This window comes from Halovenus marina (assembly GCF_051414115.1).
GTDB lineage: Archaea > Halobacteriota > Halobacteria > Halobacteriales > Haloarculaceae > Halovenus > Halovenus marina.
The window spans coordinates 1974698-2001201 of record NZ_JBLKNZ010000001.1 but is presented as its reverse complement, the minus strand read 5'-3'; the positions used below and the strand labels follow the sequence as shown (position 1 = coordinate 2001201).

Genomic DNA, 26504 nt, shown 5'->3' with positions numbered 1-26504 from the left:
AGTTTACCCGTGAAACCCGCGACCAGTGTTAGATAACCAGCGATAATTCTGACCTTGCTGAGGCGACTCTGCTATCAGCGGGTCAGACACCGCACTGTCGCTCCGAAAGTTCCGGAACTGGTACGTATAGAGTATTATACGGGGTAGTTCCGCAACCCGGAGCCGTACCCGACTGCGCTGGTAGCAGGGGTTGGTCTGTATTATCTCCACGTTTAGCCCTTCAAACCAATTAATTCGAGGGAAAGGGATTCTCTGCCGTACAAATATAAAAACAGAAGCCCCGCATATCTCGAATTAAATCGGTAGGAGAGTTCTACTGCTGGATTAGTAGCCAGCCAACATCCACATACTCGTCCCTCCGATAGTCCTGACTCAGAGCAAGGCTTAGCGTGCTTCCCCCACGAAGCTGACGTATGTCCTTCAGCGTCACTTGGCACACGCTCCTGGACGAACTCGACGACCTCCCCGAAAGGTCGACACTCATCACGCCACTGTCGCACGACCGATTCCGTGTCACAGATGTACAGGAGCAACGTGTCGTCATCGAATTTCTCGACCGCGACATCGACGAGGGCCGACCACTCCAGCGCGACCAGTTCGAGACGCTCTATCGGCGCATCACCGACGAACAGGACGGGTTCGACCTCGACCGTCTCCCACCCGACGCTGACCCGTACCCCGCTGTGCTGAGTCTCCACCCGCGCTTCGAGGTCGATGAAGACGCAAAGGTCATCACCGAAACCGAAGGGCCGACCTCGACACAACTGCTCGACAGCGAGCCCGAGACGGACACTACCGAGCGCACCGAATCGGACCTCGACGTGTACGCGGACGCTCTCCTACTCGTTGACGCCCTGGAACGCCACGAGGTCGAAGTTCTCGAAGAGATGGAGACGGACGCGCTGGTGAACCTCTACACCCTACTCTCGGACGTACAGCGCAACGCCAACGACCTCCGCCAGGACGTAGCCAACGTGCTCCTGAACCGGCTCCATCACGGCCGCCCGGTGAGCGGGCCGTTCGGCTCCGTACAGCGCACGACGCGCCGGAATCGCTCGCTCAAAGATGACGACAAGGTACTGGCAACGGTCGAAGCGGCTGGTATCGACCGCGAGCGCGTGCTCGGCGTCGACCGTGACAAAGTGGACGACGCGCTCGACGTGACGGAACTCTCCGAAAGCGACGTGTACGACATCGAGGAGTCCGAGTATGTCCGCAAGGCCGAGGTGGACGAAGAGCGCAAAGAGACGCGACTCCAGGGTCTCAAGGACCAACTCGCGGCCACTGAGGGCGAGGAAGCCGAGGAACTCCGCGAAGAGATAGAGGAGCTTGAGAGTCGCATCGAGGAGTTGACCGAGTTCAAGTCCGGGGCGTCGTTCCACACGCGGGCCGGGGGTGAGCCATGACCGAGCGAGACGAAGAACGCGAAGAGCGCATCAAGACGAGGATAATTGTCGATGCCTACGGCGCGAACGAGCAAGCCTACGGCTGGCACGCCTACCTCGATGACTTGATGGACTTTCCCTTCGAGGCGCGGTGTACCACCGAACGGGAGGAGTCACCGCTGAAGGAAGGCGAGACAGTGCGCGTCGTCGGCATGTCGTCGACGGAACCGACGCTCAGTCAGCAGTACGTAACCGTCGAGTGGATGGACCGCGAACTCGGCGTTCCACTGGAACAACTGGAACCCGTCGATGTAGATGACGACACAAAGCAAGCAATCGAGGATTGGCACTACTGGCTCGAACGCTGACGGGGATGCCGGTTTCTCGTCCGTCCCGTGTGACTACGTTCCGTGACGCCGAAAGGACTCACCGGAGCCCACCTACCGTCAACTCCGTCGAAACCGTTGTGACCGTCGAGGTTCTGGTTTCATCCTAATGCCGGTCAGCGTCGAGGTGTCTCCCCGATATGTCCGTCGTGCCCGACAAATCGGTCAAGAGCGGATGGGTTCGTTCGAGGATAATGATGATTGGTACAGTGATGCGGGCGAGCAGGGATGGGGGCATGAAGCTCACAAGCGTCACCTCATCGGTGCTCTGGGGGAGATGGCGTTTGCCATCTACTACGAGCTTCAGGTCGACACAGAAACGTTCTCTCGGACAGACGGTGGTGTAGACTTCCGTGTTCGGTTTACTGAGCGGGACACCTCGGATGAAACGGTAGAAGTCGATGTCAAGTGTTCACCGGCTGAGAATCCCGACCTGATTGTGGAGACGGATAGCGTCGATGCCGACTACTACGTACAGTGTCGCCTTCCAAATGGACCTCCAGAGAACGACAAGCGAACTACTGTCGAGATGTTGGGCGGAGCAACCAAGGAGATGCTACTCAACCGAGAACCCCGGAGGTCACTGAAGTATGGGCACTACAACTACCACGTCGCTCCAGAGTATCTTCTGGAGTTACCCTCGCCCAGTGGTGTTCAACCGATAGAGTAGTCGCGCAGGACTGCTCGACGCTGTTCTGATTCACCCCTCAAAACGTCGATTTTGCAGGTCCGTCATTTTCGTTCGACCCCACTCAACCCTCAAAACGTCCGGTCGAAATCCGTCCCCGACGGTACCGGGTTGGGACCCTGTTGAGGCCCCAAAACGTCAGTCTCATTTGGTCCGTGGACGTGGAATCTTTATTACAGCATGACCCAAAACGTCGGTCGCGGGTCCGTCAAAACCTGACGGTGGAACGAGGACATATCGCCTCCGTATGGCGATTCAATCCGAAAGAGCTTACACAGACAGCCAACAAGAAAGCATGCGTGCGAGGGTAGCCAAGCCTGGAAACGGCGGCGGACTCAAGATCCGCTCCCGTAGGGGTCCATGCGTTCAAATCGCATCCCTCGCACTGTGTGGCCTCACGGCCCCTCGCAAAACAGTGCGGGAAGATCCACGGAGCGATCTTCCCTCGCAATTTTCGTCGCATCAAAACGAGAGCAACAGCAGTACCGCACCACTCAGTGTATCGAGAGCCTGCCGACGGCTCTGTCCGAGAGCGTGACTGCGGCGAGATAGACGCCGATAGCGACGACGATGATCGACCCGCCAGCCGGGAGACTTCCGACGAGCGCGATGAAGAGTCCACCGAGGACTGAGAGCTGTCCGAGGAGGACGGAGAGATACACTGTCTCGCGGAAGTTCTGACCGAGTTGCGAGGCCGCGGCGGCGGGGATCACGAGCAGTCCGGCGACGAGGATGACGCCGAGAATCTGCATCGCGCCGACGACGACGACGGCGGTCATCACGATGAGCAGCGAGTTGTAGCCGCGCACGTTCAGGCGGGCGACGTGCGCGGCCTGCTCGTCGAACGTGATGAAAAAGAACTGCTTGTAGTTGTAGATGACCAAGGCGACGACTAGCACGGTCAGCACGGCGACCATGCGGGTCCCCTCGACTGTGACGATTGCGATCTGTCCGAACAGGAAATCCTCGATTTCGATGCCGATCGCAACCCGGTCGCGAAACATCGAGATCAGCAGTGTCCCGACTGCGAAACTCCCGGTCAGCACGATAGCGATCGGGACGTCGCCGTAGGAGTCGGTGTACTCGGTCAGCCACTGCAACCCGAGCGCGGCGACGGCACTCACGAGAAATGCGACGAGGATGAGTTGGTCCTGCGTACCGGCGATGCCGGTCAGCCCCGCGACGACGACGCCGATGGCGACGCCCGCAAATGCGGTGTGAGCGAGCGTCTCCCCGATGAGCGCCATCTGCCGATGGACGAGAAACACGCCGACGAGCGGGCCGACGATACCGATCAGCACGCCCGTTGCGACGATGCGGATCGTTCCCGGGGACTCGAACACTCTCGTCCCGAGTATCGTATCGAGCGCGCCACCAGCCGAGACGTAGAGATCGAATGCCGTCGTCGCCGTCGAACTGAGCGGGAGCGCGGAAAGCCGAAGCCAGTCGACGAGCACGAACAGGAGCATGAACGCCGCGAGTACTGCTGTCAGTCCGAGTCCGACTAACTCTGCCGTATGGCGTGCCCGTCCCCTGACGGGTGGCCGTTTCCCGTCTGCCGTCTCCCCACTCATGGGTGGTCGTGTGCGAGAATCTTCCCCGTCTTTCCGTAGGCCTTCGCGATAGCGTCGCTCTCCAGAAAGGAGACGGTGTCGCCGTGGTGGTACAGTTCGCGGTTGAGACAGGCGACGGTGTCGACGTGTTCTGTCAGAATATCCACGTCGTGCTCGATGAGGATGATCGTGATCCCCTGCTCGTTCAGTTCGTCGAGCAGGTCGTAAAACTCCGTCCGCGAGTCGGCGTCGACCCCGACCGTCGGTTCGTCGAGCGCGAGCAGGTCGGCCTCGGCCGCAAGCGCCCGCGCGATGAACGCTCGCTGGCGCTGTCCGCCCGAAAGCTCTCCGATCGACCGGTCTGCAAGGTCGGGAATACCCACCCGTTCGAGCGCGCTGTCGACGAGTCGGTAGTCCTCGGCGGTCGGACGCGCGTGCCCGACGTGTGGGAACCGCCCCATCAGCACGACCTCGCGCACCGAGACCGGCATCGACCCGCTGCGGTCGGTCGACCGCTGTGAGACGTAGCCGATCCGCTCGCCCGCGTCGAACTCGGTCGCTGGCTCGTCGAACAGCCGAATCGATCCGCTGTCGGGGGACTTCAGCCCGATCATGAGATGCAGGAGCGTCGTCTTTCCGGAGCCATTTGGCCCGATCAGACCGACGAACGCCCCCTGTTCGATCGTCAGCGAGACGTCTTCGACGGCGACTGTCTCGCCGTAGGCGAAGGTCACGTCCGAAACCTCGATTGCGGCACTCACGGGTCTCTCACTAGCTCTCTGTTCTCCCCGAGCGATAAAAAGGGTTATTATCTAAGATGTTGCTTTTAATAACTCGGAGTTGGGACGATTCGGACGCTGAGCGTGGGTCTCGTCGCGCGGCCGCTGATTCTGCTGGCTGTCAGTCTAACTGTCGCCTGACGCCTGCCCTGGATTGAGGGCCTGTTCGAGCGACGGGATGTTCACTTCCTCCATCTGCTCGACCCAGCCCCAGCCCTGTTCGTTCCACTCGCCGGTGGTGCCCGACGCTGGCGTCAGCGGTTCGGCGTGCTCTGCTGGTGATTCTTCGAGGATCGACTCGACGATCTGTGGATAGCCATCGCCGGGCGTGGGTGCCTCGAATGGGTCGTAGAGAATGGTGTCCATCCCGTGGTCCTCGATGGTCTCGATCAGGCCGATGATGTCGTCACGGGAGGCCCGTGCGTCGGGCGAAACCCCGGTCGGCGTTTCGAGGCTGAACCCGTATCGGCGTTCGAGATACTGAAAGGAGTTGTGCCCGGCGAAGACGGCCACGTCCAGCTCTGACCGTGCGACCAGTTCGGTGAACTGTTCGTCGACCGCCCCGAGACGGTCTCTGTACGCGGCCCCGTTTTCCTCGTACGTCGTCGCGTGTTCCGGGTCGAGTTCAGCGAGTTCGGCCTCGATTGTTCCGACCATCTCCTGAGCGATGATGGGATCGACCCAGACGTGTGGGTCGTGAAAGCCACTCCCGCCGTGTTCGTGACCGTCACTGCTTTCATCACTGCCATCGTGGTCAGAGGAGATCAAATCCGATTCCAAGCCAGCGAGCAGGTCCACCACGGCAATATCGTCGTAGTCCCGTTCGAGATTCCGGGCGACATCCTGTGCCCACGAGAACTCCTCGGTGTCGAGATAGAGGAACACGTCAGTTGCCGCCACGTCGGACGTGATGTTCGCATCTGGGCTCCACCCGTGTCCCATCCGACCCGTCCCGACCGGATTCTCGAAGGTCATCCGTTCGCCGCCCACCGCTTCCGCCCAGTCGTGGATGGGGAAGAATGCGGCGTATCCATCGGCATCGCTCGCCTCTGTTCCGAGACCGACGACATCGAGACAGCCAGCAGTGGCGCTCACTCCCGCCAACCCGACACCAGCTTTGAGAACCTCTCTCCGGGTCAAACTCATATTTCCTCCTTTCTCCCGTTCGCACAAAAGTGTTATTATTATCTACTCTATTTTTATTAACTCGGCGCAGGTTGGCGCGCTGTTCTAGCAACTCTGGTTTGCAGCGTCTCTCTGACAGCGCGACGCGTGAAACGGTGATGCTATCTGTCACCGGACAGAAGAGGCGAGTATGAGCGATGGGATTCACCGTGCGGCGCTCGCGGAGCGGGCCGCGCGTGCCGGTGGGGTGGTCGCCCGCAAGCAGTTCCGCGGGTCTCTGCGGGTCGAACAGAAATCGAACGAGACCGATCTTGTCAGCGACGCGGACCGGGCAGCACAGCGGCAGGTCATCGTCACAATCCGCCAGGAGTTTCCCGACGACCCGCTTGTCTGTGAGGAGGAGAGCCTTCCACCGGACACCGATGAGTCCGTTCGACTCCACGATGAGGTCCCGGAGACGGGGCCAGCGTGGGTCGTCGACCCAATCGACGGCACGAACAACTACGTCCGTGGGATCCGATTCTGGGCGACGAGTGTGACGGCCGTCTCCGATGGCGAACCGGTCGCGACAGCGACGTATCTGCCCGCCGAAGACGACATCTACACGGCCGGGCCTGAGAGTGCGACGAGAAACGGCGATCAACTCTCTGTGAGCGACCGGACCGACCCGCAGTCGTTCACCGTCGGACTGATCGGTCACTGGCCCGGAAGGGGCGACTACGCGACGTTGCTCCGACGCAGTGGGACGACCTTTGGCGATACCCGACGCTTTGGCTGTCTGCAGGGGGTGCTGGCACTCGTCGCGGCTGGCAGTCTCGACGCAGCGTTCATGCCAGAGACGCCTCTCCCCTGGGACGCACTCGGCGGCGTTCAGTTGATCCGACAGGCTGGCGGGACAGTGACTGACGTTCACGGACAGCGCTTTACGAACGGGGCGGAGGGCCTTGTCGTCTCCAACGGCCGCGCCCACGAGACAGTACTCGACGCTGTGTCCGAGAGCCTCGACAGCTGACGCTGGCCGCTCCGGTTGGGGTACCCGCAGTCGGCACACAGAACCGGAATCCTCAACAGGTCGGGGGTTCCTCTCACGGGTATGGAGATTCTCGACCGATACGATATCAGCCCCGAACTCGCGTGGGTCGGGTCGCTCGTCGTCGGTGTCGTCGCCGTCGTCGCCGCCGCGATAGCGTTCACCCGGCAGGTGTTCTGGGGGTTTCTCTGGCACTACTTCTGGGGACCAGTCCACGCCGACGCAGTCGACTCCAGTTGTGTCGTGTACCGCCCGGACGTCGGGTCGGTCCAGACCGGCGAGATGGCACGCGGGTGTGACATCGCGGCCTACGACGCCGCTGGCGAGGCTGCCTACGTCGCCACTCCCGGATACACCGTCGTGTCGACGCTCGGCTACGTTGCCGTACTCGTCTTCATGCTCGTCGGAGTCTATCTGCTCCTGCGTCGATTCGACCTCTCACCGCACCCGAAGTTTTTCTACGCGCTCGTTCCGTTCATGCTGTTTGGCGGTGCGCTCCGAACCGTCGAGGATTCCTTCGTCGCCGCGCAGGAAGCGGGCGTCACTCCGGCGATGGAGTACCCGCTCAGCGCCGCGCTCATCTCTCCCTTTATTTACTTCACCGTCTTCGCTATCGCCTTGGGCGCGTTTCTCCTCGGGAAGTGGCTCGCACACACTGGCCGAACTGAGACGTACTACTATCCGCTCGGGACTATCGGTGCTGTCGCCCTGTTTACCTCCTTTGGGTATCTCCTGTCGGTTGCCGCCACCGAGTCGTACGTGCGCTTCTATCCGGGCATTCTCCTCGTGACGCTCGTGATTGCGACGATAGTCGCGGCAGGCACGTACTTCCTAACCGAACGATATCGGCCATGGATCAACGCCGGAACTGGGCTGATGGGGCTTGTCGTCCTCTGGGGCCACGCCATCGACGGCACCGCAAACGTCCTCGCGAACGACTGGACGCACGTCTGGGGGCTGGGCGAGTACTCTGCCAAACACCCGCTGAACCGGACGATAATGGACTTGACCAACTCGATTCAGGGCGGGACCGAACTCTTCGGCGTCTACGTCGGGGAAGCCTGGCCCTTCCTCGTGGTCAAGATTCTCGTTCCGCTCGCGATCATCTCCGTGTTCGACAAGCAGTTCATCGAGGAGAACCCGCGCTACGCGATCATGCTCCTCGGTGCGATCGTCGCGGTCGGACTCGGTCCCGGGACCCGCGACATGGTTCGGGTCACGTTCGGGATCTGACCGCCGCCCTGGCCGGGTCGGCCCGCTTTCCCTAAATTCGTGAGTCGTACCAATATGACTAACCGTCGGTCGCCCGATCTCTGGGTATGAATCGCCGGACGCTACTCCGTGCTGCCGCTGTTTCGCTCACCGCTCCGATTGCGGGCTGTCTGAACGACGGCAGCGGTGACGATTCTCACGACCACGATCACGTCGATGGCGGCGATGGCACCCGCATCATCGAAAACTTTCAGTTCGAGACGGTCACGCTGAGCGGCGAGTTTCCGCTCCACCTCTACGACACGAGCGACGACAGCGTCGTCGTTCGCTACCACGGCCATCCCGACGGAAAGAGCAACTGGCATCGGTCGCCGATCGAGGTGCCCTTCGGCGCACTGCTGACGACGCGCGTCGAACTGTACGACCAGCACCGCGAGCAGATCCCGATCGGTCCGGACGGACTCGACTTCGAGGTGTATCCAGCAGATGACTCTTCGACCGACGTCCTCGAAATCGACCGTGATGGGACGCTCGTCTCCTTTCAGGGCGTGAGCGAGGGCGAGGGACACGTCCGTTTCGACTTGATCGAAAATGGGGCGGTCGTGTTGACGACGAATCCCTGTCCGGTACATGTCCTGGAGTAGAGGCCTGTCACCGGTCGCGTCTGGTGTCAGTCCTCTCCCACGGTTTCGAGCGCCCGCTCGAACTCGTCCATTCCGATCACGACCGCCTCGGTGTGCTCGGCAGCTTCGTCGGGATCAATATCGTGTGCAATTGCCCGGATCGCCTGCATCGACGCCTCGCGGACCAGCGCTTCGAGTTGCGCGCCGGAGAGCCCGACCGACTCCTCTGCGACTCTGTCGAGATCCACGTCCTCGGCCAGCGGCGTATTTCGGGTGTGGACGGCCAGAATCTCCCGGCGTGCCGCCTGGTCAGGCGTCGGCACCTCGATGTGGGTTTCGAGTCGACCGGGCCGGAGCAACGCGGAGTCGATCGCATCCCGGCGGTTCGTCGCCGCAATTACGACCACGCTCGGATGGTCTGCGATCCTGTCGAGTTCGGTCAGTAGTTGCGAGACGACCCGCTCGGTCACCTCGTGGCTCTCCCCTCGTTTGGTGGCGATGGCGTCGAGTTCGTCGAGCAGGACGACCGCCGGTGCGGTCTGTCGTGCGCGCTCGAACAGATCGCGGATGGCCTCCTCTGTCTCACCGACGTAGCGATCAAGCAGTTCCGGCCCGGCGACCTGGACGAAGTTGACGCCGCTCTCTCCGGCGATTGCGCGGGCGATGAGCGTCTTGCCGGTGCCCGGCGGGCCGTAGAGCAAGATTCCGGCGGGCGGGTCCGTCTGTGCGGCCTCGAACAGCGGCCCGTAGGAGAGGGGCCACTCGACGGCCTCCCGGAGTCGCCGCTTCGTCTCGTCGAGACCGCCCACGTCCGCGAAAGTCACCGCGGGTGACTCGGCAACGTACTCCCGCATCGCGGAGGGGTCGACACCGGTCAGCGCCGTCTCGAAGTCCGCCTGTGTGATCCGCAACTCATCGGTGGCCGTGGTCTCGCGTCTGCGCAGTGCGGCCATCCCGGCCTCGCGGGCGAGCGACGCGATGTCGGCCCCGACGAAGCCGTGCATCCGTCCAGCCAGCGCGTCCAGATCCACGTCGTCAGCGAGCGGGACGTTTCTGGTGTGGACGTCGAGGATCTCCCGGCGACCACGTTCGTCCGGGACGCCGATTTCGATCTCCCGGTCGAACCGGCCGCCGCGGCGCAGGGCGGGGTCGACCGCGTCGACGCGGTTAGTCGCGCCGATGACGACCACCTGCTCGCGCTCTTCGAGACCGTCGAGTAGCGTCAGAAGCTGTGCAACCACCCGATTTTCCATGTCGGCTTCGTCGTCTCGCGCGCCCGCGATGGAGTCGATTTCGTCGATGAACAGGATTGCGGGCGCGTTCTCGCTCGCGGCCTCGAAGGCGTCCCGGAGCTGCTGTTCGGACTCGCCTTTGTACTTCGAGACGATTTCGGGGCCGGAGATGGTGTCGAAGTAGGCGTCGACTTCGCTCGCGACTGCGCGGGCGATGAGTGTCTTGCCGGTGCCCGGCGGGCCATACAGCAGGACGCCTTTCGGCGGTGTGATCCCCAGCCGCGTGAACACCTCGGGTTCGGAGAGTGGCAACTCGACCATCTCCTTGACTAGGTCGAGTTCCTCGTCGAGTCCTCCAATATCCTCGTAGGTCGTCCCTGCGTCCTCCTGTTCGACTGACTCGCTTGCCGTCTCCGCTGGCGATGCGAGTTCGGGGTCGACGAGAATCGTCGTGTCGTCGGTGATCCGAACGGACCCACTCGGTGTGGTCTCCGTGACGACGTAGGGACCGTACCCCTCGATGCGGATCTTCTTTCCCGTTCGAACCAGTCGGTCTGCGAGCTTTCGCCCCACGGCCTGCTCCGACGGCGCGTCGTCTGCGTGTTCGTCCGCTGGCTGGATGTGGACCTCGCTGGCATCTTCGACAGAGGCCGTGCGAACGGTGACGCTGTCCCCGATGTTCGCACCGACGCTCGCGCGGGTGTCGGCGTCGATTCGGATCACCGAGCGGTCGTCCTCGCCCGGCCAGACCTTCGCCACCGTCAGTCGGTCGCCCTCGATGATGATCGGATCACCGCTGAGCACACCCAGTTCACGCTGGACGTGCGTCGGAACTCGTGCGATCCCCCGACCGGCGTCGCGCTTGCGTGCGCCCTCGACACGAACCGTCGCAGTGCCGTCGCCCGCTGTCATACTCGTCCGTAGGGCGTCGTTGCGGTTTAAGGTTTGTCTGGTCGACTTTTCCTACGCCGCGCCCTGCAGCGCCTCGACAGCGACGAGCGGTTCGCCGGTCAGCGCCCGGACGTACGCCCCGCCTGCGATCGAGACGTGCGAGAAGTCGTCTTCGGAGAGGCCGTACATCTCGATCGCACGGGAGGTGTCGCCGCCGCCGACGACCGAGAAGCAGTCCGTCTCGGCGATGGCTTCGAGCACGCCCACAGTTCCGTCGGCGAATCGCTCGTCCTCGAAAACGCCGAGTGCGCCCTTGACGAAGACGGCTTCGGACTCGCGGACGCGGTCGGCGAACGCCGCTGTGCTGTCGCTTCCGATGTCCAGAAACGAGGTCTCCTTCTCGATGCCCTCGACTGCGACCTCCGCGCGGTCGCCGTCTTCGTCCTCGTAGGCCAGATCCTTGGCGAGCATCAGTCGGTCGCCGTACTCGTCGAGGGTCGCCTCGATGGTGTCACCGTGTTCCTCCCACTGGTGGTCGTACAGTTCCGACCCCGCAAGATCGAAGCCGACCTCGTGGCCCGCCGCGCGCAAGAAGAGTTCGCCGACGATCCCACCGAGACAGAACCGGTCGACGGTGTCGTCGACGCGTTCGATGACGGGGATGAGATCCTCGGCTTTGGTGCCGCCCAACACCATCGTCACTGTGCCGTCGAACTCCCGTTCCTGAATCGCGGAGTTTGCGGTGTATTCGTGTTCCATCACGCGCCCGGCGTAGGCGTCCATGACGAGCGGGAAGCCGACGAGCGAGGCGTGCGCCCGGTGAGCGGCGGAGTAGGCGTCGTTGACGTAGGCGTCGAACAGCGGCGCGAGCGTCTGCACGAGGTCGCTTTCGGCGTGGACTTCGGGTTCCTTCTCGGGGAGTTCGTCCTCGCACATCCGCACGTTTTCGAGCAACAGCACCTCACCACTGTCGAGACTCTCGATGGCGGCGAGTGCCTCCTCACCGTAGGTGTCGGGGACGAACTCGACACCGGTGTGAAGGTGATCCGCCAGAATGGCAGCGTGACTCTCGAGCGAAATGAACGTGTCTCGGCCGGGGCGACCCTGGTGCGCGAGCAGACAGACTGCGTGCCCGGCGTCGAGCAGTTCCGCGATGGTCTCGGCATGGCGAGCGAATCGGCGGTTGTCCTGCGCCCGGCCGTCCTCGACTGGGGCGTTGATGTCGATGCGAACGAGTACGGTCTGGTCTGGTTTCAGATCGTCTAGCGTTTGGAACATGATTGTCGGTCTGATTGAGGTCTGGCGGGTGTGTAAAGTGCGGTGGTTCGGGGTGTCAGAGTCAGTCCGAGATGATGTGGTCTGCCAGATCAAGCATCCGGGTCGCGTAGCCGTACTCGTTGTCGTACCACGTCAGCACCTTCACGAGACCGTCTTCGACCATCATCGACGCCTCCAGATCCACGTACGAGGAGAATGGAAGACCGATGATGTCCCGTGAGACGATCTCTTCGTCGGTGTAGCCGAGCACGCCCGCGAGGTCGCCGTCCGCGGCCGTTTTGACTGTATCTTCGATCTCCGCCATGGTCACGTCCGCTTCGAGCGAGACGGTGAAGTCGGTGATCGACCCGTTGGGAACCGGGACGCGGATCGCCATCCCGTCGAGTTTGCCCTCCAGTTCCGGGAGCACTTCGGTCGTGGCAATCGCCGCGCCGGTAGAGGTTGGAACGATGTTCTCGGCGGCCGCGCGGCCGCGCCGTGTCTTCGCGTTCGGGCCGTCGATCAGGTTCTGCGACCCGGTGTAGGCGTGGACTGTGGTCAACAGTCCCGACTCGATGCCGAAGGCCTCGTCGAGGACGTGTGCGACCGGGGCGATGCTGTTTGTCGTACACGAGGCGTTCGAGACGACGTCCTCGCCGTCGTACTCCTCGTGGTTGACGCCGTAGACGAACATCGGCACGTGGGTGTCACCTTTCGCCGGTGCCGAGATGATCGCCTTCTCTGCCCCCGCCTCGACGTGCTTGACTGCCTCCTCGTAGGTCCGGAACAGGCCAGTCGCCTCGAAAGCCACGTCGATGTCGAGTTCACCCCACGGCAACTCGGTCGGATCCCGCTCTGAAAGCAACTGGATCTCCTGGCCGTCGACTCGCAGGGTGTCGTCTTCCCCACCGACCCCGTCGGTTCGGCCTGCGATGGAATCGTACTCGATCAGATACCGCATGTCGTCGTTGCTCATCACGTCGTTGATGGCGACAATTTCGATGCCATCGTATTCGAGTGACGCCCGCAGTGCATTTCGCCCGATTCGACCAAATCCGTTCAATCCAACGCGGATCGATTCACCAGACTCCCCCCCGAGGGTAGAATGTTCACTCATATCCGAGTTATCGTTTTCCCGGTTCAAGTATCTTATTCACTCGCGCTGTACAGATCGAGACACGCTGGAATTAAATATTTTCTCCTGCTCCTGGTATTGGTGGGTTTGTGTATAAGGACCTAACCCATGTATTAACAGTTAATATTTAAATAGGGCCAGCCCGTAGATGGGAGCGCATGCACGACCTCGCTGACGATCCGGACACCGCTTCGACATACGAATGTCTTAACTGCGGTACTGTCATGACTGCAGAGACTCGGCCGACCCAGTGCGACGAGTGTGGCGAGACGGACAGCATCCAGAACCGCGCCCTCTCTCTCGAATAGGTTCGTCTCTGATTTACCTCCGTTTTGCGTACTCCTCGCCACACAGAGTTCGTCAGCTGTCGTAGTCAAACTTAAGTATTGTCGAATGGATCTCCAGATAATGCCACCAGTACCATACACGGGAACGTCACGAGAGTCACCGTCCCCACAGATAACACACTGCTGCCCGTCCTGTGGTGGCCGACTCTCGCGCAAGCAACTGTCGCTCGTCTGTCCGGGATGTGGTCACGTTCCGCGACACGGCGCGGACTGATACTGTCCCATTCCGACACTACTTCGGTACCCACGACTAGCTGTCCGAAGGAACAGCCAGCAATGCGACTGGTTTGACTGTTTCACTTTCACTTCCTGGCACCCCTTTAAATTAGTGTGGGACCAACACCTTCGTATGACACAGGCGACACTTGACGACGACGAACTGTTCAGCGAAGCGGCCTCGGAGATGCGCGAGGACGTGGAGGCCTCACTCGAACGCGCTCGCGAACAGCTTCCCACGGGCGACGAACTCTGGGAGGTCGATGCCGACAACTCGCTGGGCGCGCTCAACGGCCTCCGGTCTGCGCTCGATGTCGGTGATGCGCGCGACCATCTCCACGACGCGAAAAAGTGGTTCACGATGGGCAAGGAGGCCGACGCGTTCGAGGACAGCGAGGATCTTGCGGAGGAAATCGAGACTGTCGAAGCGCTGATCGCTGATATCGAGGATGCCCACGAGGCAGTCGGGGATCTCGCCAGCACCGTCCCACAGCTTCGAAACACGCTCGAGGAACTCGACGAGTCGGCCGACGCCGACGCTGACACGGACGCCGACGCCGCAGAGGCGTAATCGGCACTCGACCAGAAACTGATTGCTACCGACGGTCCGGACGCTCAACCGACCGCTCGCGCACTGTTTCGAACAGGTCGGCGAGCTGTTTGCCTGCGACAGCGAGCAGCTGCGTTCCGAGTTCGGCTGACCCGACAGTCGGGTCGCCGACGACACCGTTTTCGGTAAACTCCGCGCTGTCGTACGCGAGATTCACGCCGTGTCTGTACTCACCCCACGTCGACGCGCCGCCGTCGCGTGCTGCTTCGATCTGCTCTTCTCTCACACACTCTGCGCGCACGTGTCGTACGAGACTCGTTTCGACCGCGCCAGCGTGGCCCATCGACTCGCCGTCGAGGTCTGTAAACTGGTCGAGGTCGATGGCATCGAACCACGTGAACGGGACGGTGTAGGCCGTTTCAGCGCGCGTCAGCGATCCACAGACTTCCCGAAGCGCGTCCACGTTTCCGCCGTGTCCGTTGACGACCACCACGCGATCCCAGCCGTGCGATGCGAGACTCTCTACCACGTCGCTCACGTACGAGCGAAACGTGTCCGCGCCGACCGAGAGTGTTCCCGGAAACTGCGCGTGCTCGACGCTGACTCCGACCGAAACTGCCGGAGTGAGCACCGCCTCCCCGTCGTACCGCTCTATCCCTGCTTCAGCGACCGCACGCGCGGCCATCGTGTCAGTACCAAGTGGCGCGTGAGGCCCATGCTGCTCTGTGCTTCCGACCGGTACCACGGCCAGATCTGTCTCAGTATCGCCTGCGTCACACCACGTCGTCTCGGCCAGTCGCATACACCCATCTCGTCCGGGCGGCCCAAATTGGTATCGACCGCTCGCCACCGACAATTTCAGCTCTATCCATCGGAACAGAATTCGAGCGACCCACGGCTACGGTCGTAAATCCGCCCACGGATAGGCGGTGGGTTTCCGAAATGCATAAGAGACGGTGCTCGTAAGGGCGAACTAATGCAGGGTACCGGACACACGACACTGTCTTTGCTGGGACACGCGATGCCAGCGTCGGCCCGCAGTCCCGCCGACGTGTTCGATAGTCTCTTTCTGGTGTTTATGGCACTCGGAACTATCGTCGGCATCATCGTGATCAGCTACACGGTGTATAATGCGATCAAATACCGATCCGAAGACGGGGACAGGGAAGGCGGATACGACATTTCGGAACCGGAAGAGCAGGATGACGACGTTGCTCGCCCACAGCTCGGCGAAATCCCGACCGGGGCCGGAAAGGGCGGCGGCAAGAAACTGTTTATGTCGTTTGGCCTCAGCGCGATCATCGTGCTGGGACTCATCATCTACGGCTACTCGCTGTTGCTGTTCGTCGAAGGTGAGCCGCAGAACCACGAGGATGCGATCGAAATCGACGTTCAGGGGTACCAGTTCGGCTGGGATTACACCTACCCGAACGGTGAAACGACCTCCACACTGCGCGTCCCGGCCGGGGAGGTGGTCGAGCTGAACGTCACCTCGCGAGATGTGATGCACAACTATCGGATACAGGAGTTAGGGGCGAGTGCCGACGCGATCCCTGGCCAGACCACCGAGACGTGGATTCACCCCGACGAGGATATGGCTGGAACCGAGTACAAGGCGAAATGTCTCGAGCTGTGTGGCGCAGGACACTCGAACATGATTGGGGACGTGATCGTGATGGACCCGGGCGAATACAACGAATGGTACGACAATCTCGGAGGTGGTAGCTGATGGCAGAACACGCTGACGGCAACCACCTGCCACCGAAATCGACGGTCAAACGCTGGCTCGTCACGACCAACCACAAGGATATCGGTATCCTGTATCTGCTGACGTCGATCTTTACGCTCGTCTTTGCTGGATTGCTCGCACTGCTGATCCGTATCCAGCTCTGGGAATCTGGCGGTCTGATTCTCGAAGGACTGGGCTACAATCAGATCGTGTCGTCACACGGTCTGCTGATGGTGTTCTGGTTCCTGTCTCCCTTCGGGTTCGGGCTCGCGAATTACTTCGTTCCGCTGCAGATTGGCGCGAAGGATCTCGCCTTCCCGCGCCTGAATGCGCTGAGCTACTGGCTGTATCTGACGTCGATCATCGCCTTTGCGCTCTCCTTTTTCCAGGGCGCAACCTTCTCCGGCGGCTGGACGATGTACGCACCGCTTAACGTCCCGGCGTTTATTCCGCCCGTCGCGGAAGTCGGCTCCCTTGCGGCGATTCTCGGACTGACGATGTTCGTCACGTCAGTTACGCTGGGGTCTGTAAACTTCATTACGACTATCTACCGAATGCGTGCTGAGGGGCTGCGGCTCCGTGATATTCCGCTTTTCAGCCTCTCGATTTTCCTGACTGTCTGGATGATGCTGTTTGCGTTTGCTGCGTTGCTCGCAGCACTTGTCATCCTCTCCTCGGACCACCTGCTCGGGACGACGTACTTCTCGAGTGACGCTGGTGGATCGATGCTGTGGACACACCTCTGGTGGTTCTTCGGCCATCCGGAGGTGTATATCGTCTTCTTCCCGGCACTGGGCGCGATGGCTGAAATCGTCCAGACGTTCTCCGGTCGCCGTCTCGTCGGTCGCAAGTGGTTCGTCATTGCGATGGCGCTTGTCGCAATCCAGAGTTTCATCGTCTGGATGCACCACATGTTCCTGACGAGCATCAATCTGCCAATCAAGACGGTCTTCATGGTGACGACGATCGGGATCTCACTACCGTTCGACCTGATGGTCTTTGCGCTCATCTACACGATGATCAAGGGCCGTGTCCGCTGGAAGACGCCGTTCCTGTTCGTTCTCGGTGCGCTGATTATCTTCATTATCGGCGGTATCACCGGCGTCTTCCTCGGTGCGATTGTACTCGATTACTCGTTCCGTGGGACGTACTGGGTGACTGCCCACTTCCACTACGCGATGGCTTCGGCGGCCGTCGGGTTGATCGGTGCGGTCTATTACTGGTATCCGAAGATGACCGGGAAGATGTACAACGAGTTCCTCGGGAAGGTCCACTTTGTCTCCGCGTTTATTGGGTTCAATATGCTGTACTTCCCGATGTTCATCGTCTGGGAGACGCCACGTCGCGTGTTCGTCTACGACTCGGGCTTTACCCTGTGGCACCGCGTCGCGACAGTCGGGGCGTTCCTGTTTGCCGCGTCGTTCCTCGTGATGTTCTACAATCTCGTCAAGAGTCTCTACAGTGACCGGACAGTCGACGAGAGTCCGTGGGCGTACACGTCCTCCTCTGAGTGGGCGCTCTCCTCTCCCCCACCAGAAGATAACTTCCCCGGAACACCCTCCTTCGCGAGCGGAAAGCTGAACTTCCTCACCGGCTCCGAGGCGACAGACGGTGGCGTCAACGAGACGGCCGCTGATGGAGGGGCCGTCACGCACGCCGAGGAAGTCCACGCCGACCACGCGAGTTGGTGGCCGATGCTTCTGAGCGTGGCAACGCTCGCGACCGCGATCGGGCTCTCCGGTATCCCGACGGAATATTTCGTCTGGCCGTTCATCTTCGCAATTCCGGCATTCGTTGCCTCGTTGGGGATCGTCGGCGCGAGACATGATGGGTTCAGCCCACTCCACGGCGTCTTCATGGCAGCCTCGATGCCCCTGCTGGTGTTGCTCGCGCTCCCATTCCACCTCAGTCTCGGGGTCCCAGACGGATTCCTCAACGCTGGAATCTACTTCTGGGTGACGATGGCCGGTACCTACTTCGGTGCCTACACGCTCGTCGGCTTCGGGTGGGAGTCCTTCGAGGTGCCAAAGCCAACCCTCTCCGAGCAGTGGCCCTTCGAGTCGCTCACGAACACCAAACTCGGGATGTGGACATTCATCGGATCTGATATCATCCTGTTCGGTGCCTTTATCGGCTCGTACATGTTCATGCGCCTGCAGTACGGCTGGCAGGGCTGGTTCAAGGCGGCGGCGTACACGCACAAACCAGTGTGGCCTGGGTTGATGAACACCTACTTGCTACTCGCGAGTAGCTTCACAATCGTACTCGCGCTGGTGTACGCGAAGCGGCAGAACAAGCTGGCGACGCTCGGATTCCTCGGCCTCACGCTGGCGGGAGCCGGTGCCTTCCTCGTCAACAAGGCCATCGAGTGGCACGACCTGTACTTCAACCAGGGCTGGACACTCGCATCGGACCCGATGGGGTCGACGTACTACCTGACGACCGGGTTGCACGCGGCACACGTCATCGTCGGGATGATGATCTTGCTGTTCCTGATCGCCAGGGCCTACAAGGGCGCGTATATGGGCGAGGAGGAATCCCACACCATCGAGTACTTCGGTCTGTACTGGCACTTCGTCGACATCGTGTGGTTGTTCCTCTTCCCGCTGTTCTACATCCTCTGAGGTGATCTCACATGACATCAATCAAAACATACACGGCGATATTCGGCGTACTGATGGTCATCTCCACAACCCAGTTTGCGGTCGAATCACTGGGGCTGCTGGAAGACAACTACTGGCCAATCTTGGTAGTCATCCTCGCGCTATCGTCGCTGAAGGCGATTGCCGTCGCTGGCTGGTACATGCACCTGCGAGAGGAACCGCGTGCCGTCTCCTACATCGCGCTCGCTGGCGTGATCGGTGTCGTCGCGCTGACCGCCGGTGCGGCCTACTCGATGCTCTAGTCTGTTGCGCCGCTCGTGGCTGCGGACTATGACGACCGATTCTTCGGTGCGTGAAGACTGGCTGTCTGTTCTCTCGTGATCCCGTCAACAGCACTTCGTGAGCGGTCTCGATATGGTTCAACACTGTCGTGAAACCGCATCGCTGTGCGACCAGTAATTACTGCTCTCCGTACCCGGCTGACAGACCCGCTGAACCGCCGGAAACAGCGGTGTGTGGAAGTCGATAACAGGTCTCGCCTGTCTTGGTCTTTCGTCGGGCTTATTACGATGTGTGGACTCTGCATGGACAATGACAGACGGAGACGACCGAACGATTTTGCTCATCGGGAGCGGGCCGATCCAGATCGGACAGGCAGCCGAGTTCGACTATTCGGGCGCACAGGCCTGCCGCGCGCTACGGGAGGAGGGCGCGCGGGTCGTACTCGTCAACTCGAACCCGGCGACGATCATGACCGATCCGGACATGGCAGACGAGGTGTACATCGAGCCGATCACGCCGGAGGCCATCGCCGAGATTATCCGGAAAGAACAGCCGGACGGCGTCATCGCGGGACTTGGCGGACAGACGGGGCTGAACGTCACTGCGGAACTGGCAGAACTCGGCGTGCTCGAAGAACACGACGTCGAGGTCATGGGAACGCCGCTCGACACCATCTACGCGACCGAAGACCGCGACGAGTTCCGACAGCGCATGGAGTCGATCGATCAGCCCGTCCCAAGTTCGGTCACTATCAACGACGTCGACGAGGTCGAGGACGCAGTCGAGAAAGTCGGGGGGCTTCCGGTCATCATGCGCACGACCTACACGCTCGGTGGAGCGGGGTCGGGCGTCATCGACGAGATGGACGAACTGAAAGAGGCCGTCCGCCGGGGGCTGAACCTCTCGCGAGACAATCGCGTGATGATCACCGAGTCGATCGACGGCTGGATCGAACTCGAATACGAGGTGATGCGCGACGCCGACGACTCCTGTATCATCATCTGCAACATGGAGAACCTCGACCCGATGGGGATCCACACGGGCGAGTCCATGGTCGTCACGCCCTCACAGGTCATCCCCGACGAGGGTCACCAAGAGATGCGAGACGTTGCCCTCGAAGTGATCCGCGAACTCGGCATCCAGGGCGGCTGTAACATCCAGTTCGCGTGGCAGGACGACGGCACGCCGGGCGGCGAGTATCGCGTCGTCGAGGTCAACCCCCGCGTGTCGCGTTCGTCTGCGCTCGCCTCGAAGGCGACCGGCTACCCCATCGCTCGCGTCACCGCGAAGGTCGCACTTGGGAAGCGACTCCACGAGATCGAAAACGAGATTACCGGCGAGACGACGGCGGCCTTCGAGCCAGCCATCGACTACATCGTCACCAAGATCCCTCGCTGGCCGAAGGACAAGTTCCGCGACGTGGAGTTCGAGCTCGGTCCAGCGATGAAATCCACCGGCGAGGCGATGGCGATCGGTCGCACGTTCGAGGAATCGCTCTTGAAGGCGCTCCGCTCCTCGGAGTACGACCCCGCCGCCGACTGGTCTGAGGTCAGCGACGAGGAACTCGAAGCAGACTATCTCGAACGACCAACGCCCGACCGCCCCTACGCGATGTTCGAGTCCTTCGACCGTGGCTACGACGTCGAGGAGATCGTCGCGTTGACCGAGATCCGCGAGTGGTACGTCGAACGGTTCAAGCGCGTCGCGGACGCCGCAAACGCGGCTGCAGACGGTGACTTCGGGACACCGGCAAGCGCGGGCTTCACCGACCAGGAGATCGCCGCCCTCGCGGGTGGGGAGTTCCACGATACGCACGCGTCGTGGCTGCCGGAGCATCTCGACGACGAGCAGGAAGTCGAAAACGAGGCCGCCCCCGACGGCGGAACGACCGTCGACGACGTGGATACGGCCACGCCCGACCGGGACTTCAAACTGGTCGACACCTGTGCGGGCGAGTTCGTCGCCACGACACCCTACTACTACTCGGCCCGCGACCCGATTTCGGGGCTCAACCGTGACGAACTCCGCATCGACCGCGATGTCGAGAGCGTCGTCGTGGTCGGCGGCGGCCCGATCCGCATCGGACAGGGCGTCGAGTTCGACTACTGTTCGGTCCATGCCATCCGTGCGCTCCGGGAGATGGGCATCGAAGCCCACGTCGTCAACAACAACCCCGAGACGGTCTCGACCGACTACGACACCTCCGACGGCCTCTTCTTCGAGCCAATCACGGCAGAGGAGGTCGCGGACGTCATCGAGGCCACCGAGGCCGACGGCGTGATGGTGCAGTTCGGCGGCCAGACCAGCGTCGACATCGGTCGTCCGCTCGAACGCGAACTCGACCGCCGTGACCTGGACTGTGACATCCTCGGCACCTCCGTCGACGCGATGGATCTTGCCGAGGACCGCGACCGTTTCAACCAGTTGATGGACGAACTCTCCATCTCGCAGGCAGAGGGTGGCACCGCCACCAGCAAGGAGGAGGCGCTCGAACTCGCACACGACATCGGCTATCCCGTGCTCGTTCGTCCCTCCTACGTGCTCGGCGGGCGTGCGATGGACGTCGTCTACAACGACGACGACCTCGAAACCTACATTGAGGAGGCCGTTCGCGTCTCGCCCGACAAGCCGATCCTCGTCGACGAGTTCCTCGCGGACGCGGTCGAACTCGACGTGGACGCGGTGTCGGACGGCGAGAACGTCCTCATCGGCGGCGTGATGGAACACGTCGAGACTGCGGGTGTGCACTCCGGCGACTCGGCGTGTATGATCCCGCCGCGCTCGCTCGGCCGAGACGTCAACCGCCGCGTGCGCGAAGTGGTCGAGAACATCGCGACGGCACTCGATACGGTCGGCCTGCTGAACGTCCAACTCGCAGTTCGTGACGGCGAGGTGTTCGTGCTGGAGGCGAACCCGCGCTCCTCGCGTACGGTCCCGTTCGTCTCGAAGGCGACGGACGTCCCGATAGCGAAAATCGCCGCGAAGGTGATGGCTGGGGCGACGCTCGACGAACTCGACTACGAGGAACAGATCCCCGAACAGGTCAGCGTCAAGGAAGTCGTCTTGCCCTTCGACCGCCTGCCGGGCAGTGACCCCCGACTGGGTCCGGAGATGAAATCCACCGGCGAAGTCATGGGCACGGCGGACACCTTCGGCAAGGCCTACGACAAAGCGCAGATGAGCGTCGGCAAGCCCATCCCCCGCGAAGGAACCGCAATCGTCGACCTGCCCGTCGCTGGCTTCGAGGACTTCTTCGAGGTGATGGAACTCGACGACTTCGAGAGCACGGAGGCGGTCAACGAGGCACTCTCTGCGGGCGAAATCGATCTCGTCATCTCCCGCGAACGGGACATTCTGGAGACCTGTGTCGAGGAGACGATCACGTACTTCTCGACTATCGAGAGCGCACAGGCCGCGCTCGAAGCGATCCGCCACGCGGACGAACCGATCGACGTCGAGTCGGTCGACGACAGACCCAAACTCAAGGAGTACTGGGGACAGCCAAAGGGCCGTGAGGATCTGCGCACACAGATCGAGACGCTTCGCGGCATCGCCGACGCGGGCTATCTGGACGCCTTTGAGTCGGACGGTGACGACCTCGCCGAGTTCGTCGACGCGCTCGATACGGTCCTCGAAACCGTCGACGAGTCCGTGCTGGTGTTGACCTCACGCGTCGGCGACGCGAGCGACGACGCCGCGGCAGTGGCCGAGACGCTCGAACACCACAGCTACCAGCCCCGTATCGCGAGTGAACTGCCCGGCGTCGAGGGACGCACCCGAGAGCAGGACATCGCCACCTACATGATGCTCTCGAAGTTCTCGATTCTGATCGACCGGGACCCGGCCCGCCGACTCACTGAGTACGAGACGGCGAAGGCACACAAGAACGTTCTCGCGCGTCTCGTCCCGAAAGAACGGGACAGCAAGGCGACACACATGATCGGCGGCCACGAGGACGACGACGTCGAACACATCCGGGAGTTCGCGTTCGAGGACAGTCCGGCGGAGGTGCTCGACGACGCCATCTCGTGGGCCGAGTCGGTCATCGAACGCCGCCGGCAGTCGACCCGCGACCGCCTGCCGTGGGGTCGAGAATAGAGGTTACCGCGCCCGAGGGGCTTGCGCCTGTCTCGTGGACGTGTTTCGCTCTTTGAGGTAGCCGTACACGCCAGCGCCCAGCATCGCCAGTCCCCCGAGAAGTGTCAGATGAAGCCCGATCCCCGCTTGCGCTTCGAGGATCTGCTGTGCAGCCTGGTCTTCGAGGTTACCGTAGACGTTACCAGCGATGAGCGTCGTCATGAGACCCAGCACGACAGTCGCCGCCATCTCGACGGTTCCCCACTCTCGAACGAGAACCAGTCCGAGGACGACGAGTCCGAAGATGATGGTGAGAACGCCGTCGCCGTCCAGTCCTGAGACAGTAACGATCCCCGCATCGACCCACGGAAGGACTGCACCGATGGCTGTCACGATGCCAGCGCCAGCGGCTACTTTCTGTCCTGTGGTCAGTGAATCAGTGTCTATCTCCACGAATCGGCATTACAAGGAACCTCCGTTAAACGTTGTGGCCGACGGACGAGCAGTCCGTCGCTTTGTATTATACCGATGTTACTTTTCACCTCCGACCACCTCGATGGCGCGCTGGCCGACTTCGACTACATCGTCGGGAAACCGGTCAGCGTTTGCCTCCAACTCGGTGGGGGCGTACCACTCCCATTCCTCGGCGTCGGCTTCGCCGGGAGCGGGGTCGATGTCGCGACTCTCAGCGTGGCCGTAGTAGATGAAGTCGATGTGCTGGTGGCCGACCTCGCCGTCTGCGACGTTGATGTCTTCGAGCAGGAACTGCTGTGGCTGTGGGATCGACCGGGCGGTGTCTGATTCGAGGTCACCGACTGGCGCGTGCAGGCTCACGTCGAGGCCGAGTTCCTCGCGCACCTCCCGCTGTGCGGCCTCGTGGGGGAGTTCGTCGCGCTCGATGTGTCCGCCCGGTGGGAGCCACATGTCGAGTTTGTCGTGCCTGTGAAGCGCCGTTGCACCGTCGTTGACGACGTACACGGTGGCCACGAAGTGTCGGGTCGTCTCCATACGAATCGGGAGAGTGGCAGCGATATCGGTGTTACGCTCTCCCTGGCGCTAGATGGTGTTGACGATGTACACCAGCCAGTTGATGACTGCCGATGCGCCCATGAAGACGATCACGGCGCTCGTTATCGTTCGGTCCGAGCAGTTATACAGACGGTAGCCACAGTAGATGGCGGCCAGTCCAAACAGCAGGGGGATGAAAACCCACGAGAGAACTGCCGTCACAGCGCCAGCAACAAGAAACCGCTCAGATTCCTCGTATCGGCTCAGAAATTCCCCGACTCGGGTCTGTTCGTCACTCATCGTTACGTACACGTCCGGCGAAGCGATAAGCGTTCTGAACGATCCCAGACTGCGTCGCGTGCAGGAATTACTTGGAAGACGGCTCAGAGTTGCGTCGCGAGAAAGAGGACCAATCGAAGTAGTTGGGCAAGTCCGAGGACGACCAGGATACCCCCGCTTATCCGCCGGTCGTAGTTGACGTACAGCCGGTAGCCACAGTAGATGGCGACCACGGAGAGTTCGGGGATGCGGATCCAGGCGGCGATGACGGAGGCCAGGCCCGCGACGAGAAACAGGTCCGACTCGTCGTACTCCTCGCGCAGTCGCTCGAACCAGGGCCGCGAGTCACTCATCTCGTACCTGAGGAACGTCTATCGGGCGGATAAGCGTTCGGAACCACCTGTGCCAGTCGTTCACACTCCGTTTCGAAGACAGGTAGTTTCTTGTCGACCCACTCCCGAGCTAGCACATGAGCTACGAACGGGTACGGGCGGTCGACCCGGAAATTGCAGACGCGCTGGTCGCAGAGCGCGAGCGTCAGAACGACACGCTCGCGATGATCGCAAGCGAAAACCACGTCAGCGAGGCGGTTCTCGAAGCACAGGGCTCCGAGCTGACCAACAAGTACGCCGAGGGGTATCCCGGTGAACGCTACTACGCTGGCTGTGAACACGCAGACACCGTCGAAACGCTCGCCATCGAGCGCGCGAAGGAGCTGTGGGGTGCCGAACACGTCAACGTCCAGCCTCACTCGGGCACGCAGGCGAACATGGCCGTCTATCTCGCCATGCTCGACCCCGGTGACAAGATCCTCTCGATGGAACTGGAACACGGCGGTCATCTCTCGCACGGTCACCCCGCGAATTTCACCGGCCAGACCTACGAGGTCGAGCAGTATCAGGTCGACCCCGAAACCGGCTACATCGACTACGACGCGCTCGCAGCGGTCGCTGAGGAGTTCGACCCCGACATCATCGTTTCGGGGTACTCGGCGTACCCCCGCGACATCGACTTCGAGCGGATTCAGGCGGCCGCTGACACAGTCGATGCGTACCACCTCGCTGACATCGCCCACATCACCGGACTCGTCGCCGCAGGCGTTCACTCCTCACCGGTCGGGATTGCCGATTTCGTCACCGGCAGCACACACAAGACGATCCGTGCGGGGCGTGGCGGCATCGTCATGTGTCGCGACGAGTTCGCCGACGACATCGACTCGGCGGTGTTCCCCGGCGGACAGGGCGGCCCGCTGATGCACAACATCGCAGGCAAGGCAGTCGGGTTCAAGGAAGCCCTCCAGCCCGAGTTCGAGGCGTACGCACAGCAGGTCGTCGACAACGCGAAGGCGCTCGGTGAACGGCTACAGGAGCATGGCTTCTCGCTCGTCTCAGGCGGCACCGACAACCATCTGGTACTCGTCGACCTGCGCGAGTCGCACCCCGACACGACGGGCAAGGACGCCGAGCAGGCGCTCGAATCGGTCGGAATCGTGTTGAACGCCAACACCGTTCCGGGCGAAACGCGCTCGGCATTCAACCCGTCGGGCATCCGGGCCGGAACTGCTGGCCTCGCAACACGCGGCTTCGACGAGGATGCGACCAGAACGGTCGCGGACCTCATCGCGACGGTCGTCGACGACTACGACGACGAGGCTGTCAAAGCGGAGGTCACAGACCGCGTCGCGGAGTTGACAGACGAGCACCCACTCTACGAGTGATACTGTCGACTGTCCGTGCGTACACATATTCGCCACCCCGGGTGGCGAAGTACGTTCGAGATGGGACAGTCGACAGTATGAGTGCAGTCACGTCTCGGTAGTTCCGGATCTATCTCCCAAAGTGAATCAGAAACCGTCGACGTACGTGTGTGGGGAGAGAGTCGGCGGCGTGTATGCCGGAACGAATCGCCCGGACCCCGAACGATGTCCGAACCGCCCTGCGTCAGGTCACGGAACGTGGGTGTCAACCGTGGACATCGTGTGCCTCTGCAATCTGGGTTTCCGGTCGAACACGATCGTGTGCCGCCATCCGTATTCACGGGACATTCCGGTTTAGAAATAGTTACTATTATACAAGAATGGGCGGGAGATTTGGGCTAATTATCTAGATTTGGGCTGC

The 26504-nt window shown here is 61.6% G+C and carries 24 protein-coding genes and 1 tRNA gene; 14 read left to right on the top strand and 11 right to left on the bottom strand.

The genetic code is table 11. The annotated features are described in order from the left end of the window. Positions 1–413 precede the first annotated feature (413 nt). The 4 genes from ACMGFL_RS10215 to ACMGFL_RS10200 all read left to right on the top strand — a co-directional run bounded on the left by ACMGFL_RS10215 (position 414) and on the right by ACMGFL_RS10200 (position 2844). Positions 414–1406 (top strand): DUF7983 family protein, encoded by a 993-nt coding sequence (locus ACMGFL_RS10215; RefSeq protein WP_436935439.1) that lies wholly within the window; start codon positions 414–416, stop codon positions 1404–1406. Next, positions 1403–1753: a calcium-binding protein gene (locus ACMGFL_RS10210; protein WP_436935438.1), complete on the top strand. Its 351-nt coding sequence runs from the start codon at positions 1403–1405 to the stop codon at positions 1751–1753. The genes ACMGFL_RS10215 and ACMGFL_RS10210 overlap by 4 nt, the downstream gene beginning before the upstream one ends. Before the next feature lie 127 nt (positions 1754–1880). Continuing rightward, positions 1881–2441, top strand: coding sequence for a hypothetical protein (locus tag ACMGFL_RS10205; protein ID WP_436935437.1), 561 nt, complete (start codon positions 1881–1883; stop codon positions 2439–2441). A 319-nt stretch (positions 2442–2760) separates the two neighbouring features. Next, positions 2761–2844, top strand: a tRNA-Leu gene (locus ACMGFL_RS10200). A gap of 109 nt (positions 2845–2953) precedes the next feature. On the opposite strand, the gene ACMGFL_RS10195 is transcribed toward ACMGFL_RS10200, so the two are convergent. From ACMGFL_RS10195 to ACMGFL_RS10185, 3 genes are all read right to left on the bottom strand, one after another. Then, positions 2954–4033: a metal ABC transporter permease gene (locus ACMGFL_RS10195; RefSeq protein ID WP_436935436.1), complete on the bottom strand. Its 1080-nt coding sequence runs from the start codon at positions 4031–4033 to the stop codon at positions 2954–2956. Then, the gene (locus ACMGFL_RS10190; RefSeq protein WP_436935435.1) at positions 4030–4773 is read right to left on the bottom strand and encodes a metal ABC transporter ATP-binding protein; all 744 of its coding nucleotides are present in this window, start codon (positions 4771–4773) and stop codon (positions 4030–4032) included. The genes ACMGFL_RS10195 and ACMGFL_RS10190 overlap by 4 nt, the downstream gene beginning before the upstream one ends. 144 nt (positions 4774–4917) lie before the next feature. After that, positions 4918–5937, bottom strand: a complete 1020-nt coding sequence (locus tag ACMGFL_RS10185; RefSeq protein WP_436935434.1) for a metal ABC transporter substrate-binding protein — start codon at positions 5935–5937, stop codon at positions 4918–4920. 169 nt (positions 5938–6106) lie between these two features. Here ACMGFL_RS10185 and ACMGFL_RS10180 point away from each other — a divergent pair, with 169 nt between their 5' ends. The 3 genes from ACMGFL_RS10180 (at position 6107) to ACMGFL_RS10170 (ending at position 8802) form a co-directional block, all read left to right on the top strand. Next, complete coding sequence (locus ACMGFL_RS10180) at positions 6107–6928, top strand: inositol monophosphatase family protein (RefSeq protein ID WP_436935433.1); 822 nt, start codon at positions 6107–6109, stop codon at positions 6926–6928. 81 nt (positions 6929–7009) lie between these two features. Continuing rightward, entirely contained in the window at positions 7010–8179 is a 1170-nt protein-coding gene (locus tag ACMGFL_RS10175; RefSeq protein WP_436935432.1) for a DUF63 family protein, read from the top strand. Positions 8180–8265: 86 nt separating this feature from the next. Further along, on the top strand, positions 8266–8802 hold the full coding sequence (locus ACMGFL_RS10170) for a hypothetical protein (protein ID WP_436935431.1): 537 nt from the start codon (positions 8266–8268) through the stop codon (positions 8800–8802). Positions 8803–8828: 26 nt separating this feature from the next. Here the strand turns inward: ACMGFL_RS10170 and ACMGFL_RS10165 are convergent, their stop codons facing one another. From ACMGFL_RS10165 to gap, 3 genes are all read right to left on the bottom strand, one after another. Next, the gene (locus tag ACMGFL_RS10165) at positions 8829–10925 is read right to left on the bottom strand and encodes a CDC48 family AAA ATPase (RefSeq protein ID WP_436935430.1); all 2097 of its coding nucleotides are present in this window, start codon (positions 10923–10925) and stop codon (positions 8829–8831) included. Positions 10926–10976: 51 nt separating this feature from the next. Continuing rightward, positions 10977–12182, bottom strand: coding sequence for a phosphoglycerate kinase (locus ACMGFL_RS10160; protein WP_436935429.1), 1206 nt, complete (start codon positions 12180–12182; stop codon positions 10977–10979). Positions 12183–12243: 61 nt separating this feature from the next. Beyond that, positions 12244–13278, bottom strand: a complete 1035-nt coding sequence (gap, locus tag ACMGFL_RS10155; protein WP_436935428.1) for a type I glyceraldehyde-3-phosphate dehydrogenase — start codon at positions 13276–13278, stop codon at positions 12244–12246. A gap of 176 nt (positions 13279–13454) precedes the next feature. Between gap and ACMGFL_RS10150 the strand changes: the two genes are divergently transcribed. Further along, positions 13455–13604 carry a rubrerythrin-like domain-containing protein gene (locus ACMGFL_RS10150; RefSeq protein WP_436935427.1) on the top strand — a complete coding sequence of 50 codons (150 nt, stop codon included), beginning with the start codon at positions 13455–13457 and terminating at the stop codon, positions 13602–13604. 388 nt (positions 13605–13992) lie between these two features. Further along, a complete protein-coding gene (locus tag ACMGFL_RS10145) occupies positions 13993–14430 on the top strand; it encodes a DUF5790 family protein (protein WP_436935426.1) in 438 nt (145 codons plus the stop codon). 25 nt (positions 14431–14455) lie between these two features. Here the strand turns inward: ACMGFL_RS10145 and ACMGFL_RS10140 are convergent, their stop codons facing one another. Continuing rightward, complete coding sequence (locus ACMGFL_RS10140; protein WP_436935425.1) at positions 14456–15211, bottom strand: creatininase family protein; 756 nt, start codon at positions 15209–15211, stop codon at positions 14456–14458. A 174-nt stretch (positions 15212–15385) separates the two neighbouring features. Here ACMGFL_RS10140 and coxB point away from each other — a divergent pair, with 174 nt between their 5' ends. The 4 genes from coxB to carB all read left to right on the top strand — a co-directional run bounded on the left by coxB (position 15386) and on the right by carB (position 23121). Continuing rightward, positions 15386–16138, top strand: coding sequence for a cytochrome c oxidase subunit II (gene coxB, locus ACMGFL_RS10135; protein ID WP_436935424.1), 753 nt, complete (start codon positions 15386–15388; stop codon positions 16136–16138). Further along, positions 16138–18762 carry a cbb3-type cytochrome c oxidase subunit I gene (locus ACMGFL_RS10130; protein WP_436935423.1) on the top strand — a complete coding sequence of 875 codons (2625 nt, stop codon included), beginning with the start codon at positions 16138–16140 and terminating at the stop codon, positions 18760–18762. Before coxB ends, ACMGFL_RS10130 begins: the two co-directional genes overlap by 1 nt. 11 nt (positions 18763–18773) lie before the next feature. Next, the gene (locus ACMGFL_RS10125; protein ID WP_436935422.1) at positions 18774–19043 is read left to right on the top strand and encodes a cytochrome C oxidase subunit IV family protein; all 270 of its coding nucleotides are present in this window, start codon (positions 18774–18776) and stop codon (positions 19041–19043) included. A gap of 289 nt (positions 19044–19332) precedes the next feature. Further along, complete coding sequence (carB, locus tag ACMGFL_RS10120; protein ID WP_436935421.1) at positions 19333–23121, top strand: carbamoyl-phosphate synthase large subunit; 3789 nt, start codon at positions 19333–19335, stop codon at positions 23119–23121. A gap of 3 nt (positions 23122–23124) precedes the next feature. On the opposite strand, the gene ACMGFL_RS10115 is transcribed toward carB, so the two are convergent. The 4 genes from ACMGFL_RS10115 to ACMGFL_RS10100 form a co-directional block, all read right to left on the bottom strand. Beyond that, positions 23125–23553, bottom strand: a complete 429-nt coding sequence (locus ACMGFL_RS10115; RefSeq protein WP_436935420.1) for a hypothetical protein — start codon at positions 23551–23553, stop codon at positions 23125–23127. A gap of 78 nt (positions 23554–23631) precedes the next feature. Continuing rightward, a complete protein-coding gene (locus ACMGFL_RS10110) occupies positions 23632–24108 on the bottom strand; it encodes an NUDIX hydrolase (protein WP_436935419.1) in 477 nt (158 codons plus the stop codon). A 48-nt stretch (positions 24109–24156) separates the two neighbouring features. Beyond that, complete coding sequence (locus tag ACMGFL_RS10105; protein WP_436935418.1) at positions 24157–24408, bottom strand: hypothetical protein; 252 nt, start codon at positions 24406–24408, stop codon at positions 24157–24159. An 83-nt stretch (positions 24409–24491) separates the two neighbouring features. Further along, entirely contained in the window at positions 24492–24740 is a 249-nt protein-coding gene (locus ACMGFL_RS10100) for a hypothetical protein (protein ID WP_436935417.1), read from the bottom strand. Between the two features lie 116 nt (positions 24741–24856). On the opposite strand from ACMGFL_RS10100, the gene glyA reads away from it, so the two are divergent. Beyond that, on the top strand, positions 24857–26104 hold the full coding sequence (glyA, locus tag ACMGFL_RS10095) for a serine hydroxymethyltransferase (RefSeq protein ID WP_436935416.1): 1248 nt from the start codon (positions 24857–24859) through the stop codon (positions 26102–26104). Positions 26105–26504: the final 400 nt, after the last annotated feature.

Bases quoted from the DNA above. Each gene is read 5' to 3' on its own strand.
- ACMGFL_RS10185 (WP_436935434.1), bottom strand. From the start codon at position 5,937: ATGAGTTTGACCCGGAGAGAGGTTCTCAAAGCTGGTGTCGGGTTGGCG.
- ACMGFL_RS10175 (WP_436935432.1), top strand. From the start codon at position 7,010: ATGGAGATTCTCGACCGATACGATATCAGCCCCGAACTCGCGTGGGTC.
- ACMGFL_RS10180 (WP_436935433.1), top strand. From the start codon at position 6,107: ATGAGCGATGGGATTCACCGTGCGGCGCTCGCGGAGCGGGCCGCGCGT.
- ACMGFL_RS10105 (WP_436935418.1), bottom strand. From the start codon at position 24,408: ATGAGTGACGAACAGACCCGAGTCGGGGAATTTCTGAGCCGATACGAG.
- ACMGFL_RS10170 (WP_436935431.1), top strand. From the start codon at position 8,266: ATGAATCGCCGGACGCTACTCCGTGCTGCCGCTGTTTCGCTCACCGCT.
- glyA (WP_436935416.1), top strand. From the start codon at position 24,857: ATGAGCTACGAACGGGTACGGGCGGTCGACCCGGAAATTGCAGACGCG.
- ACMGFL_RS10130 (WP_436935423.1), top strand. From the start codon at position 16,138: ATGGCAGAACACGCTGACGGCAACCACCTGCCACCGAAATCGACGGTC.
- ACMGFL_RS10160 (WP_436935429.1), bottom strand. From the start codon at position 12,182: ATGTTCCAAACGCTAGACGATCTGAAACCAGACCAGACCGTACTCGTT.
- gap (WP_436935428.1), bottom strand. From the start codon at position 13,278: ATGAGTGAACATTCTACCCTCGGGGGGGAGTCTGGTGAATCGATCCGC.
- ACMGFL_RS10195 (WP_436935436.1), bottom strand. From the start codon at position 4,033: ATGAGTGGGGAGACGGCAGACGGGAAACGGCCACCCGTCAGGGGACGG.
- ACMGFL_RS10110 (WP_436935419.1), bottom strand. From the start codon at position 24,108: ATGGAGACGACCCGACACTTCGTGGCCACCGTGTACGTCGTCAACGAC.
- ACMGFL_RS10140 (WP_436935425.1), bottom strand. From the start codon at position 15,211: ATGCGACTGGCCGAGACGACGTGGTGTGACGCAGGCGATACTGAGACA.
- ACMGFL_RS10210 (WP_436935438.1), top strand. From the start codon at position 1,403: ATGACCGAGCGAGACGAAGAACGCGAAGAGCGCATCAAGACGAGGATA.
- coxB (WP_436935424.1), top strand. From the start codon at position 15,386: ATGCAGGGTACCGGACACACGACACTGTCTTTGCTGGGACACGCGATG.
- ACMGFL_RS10100 (WP_436935417.1), bottom strand. From the start codon at position 24,740: ATGAGTGACTCGCGGCCCTGGTTCGAGCGACTGCGCGAGGAGTACGAC.
- ACMGFL_RS10125 (WP_436935422.1), top strand. From the start codon at position 18,774: ATGACATCAATCAAAACATACACGGCGATATTCGGCGTACTGATGGTC.
- ACMGFL_RS10145 (WP_436935426.1), top strand. From the start codon at position 13,993: ATGACACAGGCGACACTTGACGACGACGAACTGTTCAGCGAAGCGGCC.
- ACMGFL_RS10150 (WP_436935427.1), top strand. From the start codon at position 13,455: ATGCACGACCTCGCTGACGATCCGGACACCGCTTCGACATACGAATGT.
- ACMGFL_RS10215 (WP_436935439.1), top strand. From the start codon at position 414: ATGTCCTTCAGCGTCACTTGGCACACGCTCCTGGACGAACTCGACGAC.
- ACMGFL_RS10165 (WP_436935430.1), bottom strand. From the start codon at position 10,925: ATGACAGCGGGCGACGGCACTGCGACGGTTCGTGTCGAGGGCGCACGC.
- ACMGFL_RS10205 (WP_436935437.1), top strand. From the start codon at position 1,881: ATGCCGGTCAGCGTCGAGGTGTCTCCCCGATATGTCCGTCGTGCCCGA.
- carB (WP_436935421.1), top strand. From the start codon at position 19,333: ATGACAGACGGAGACGACCGAACGATTTTGCTCATCGGGAGCGGGCCG.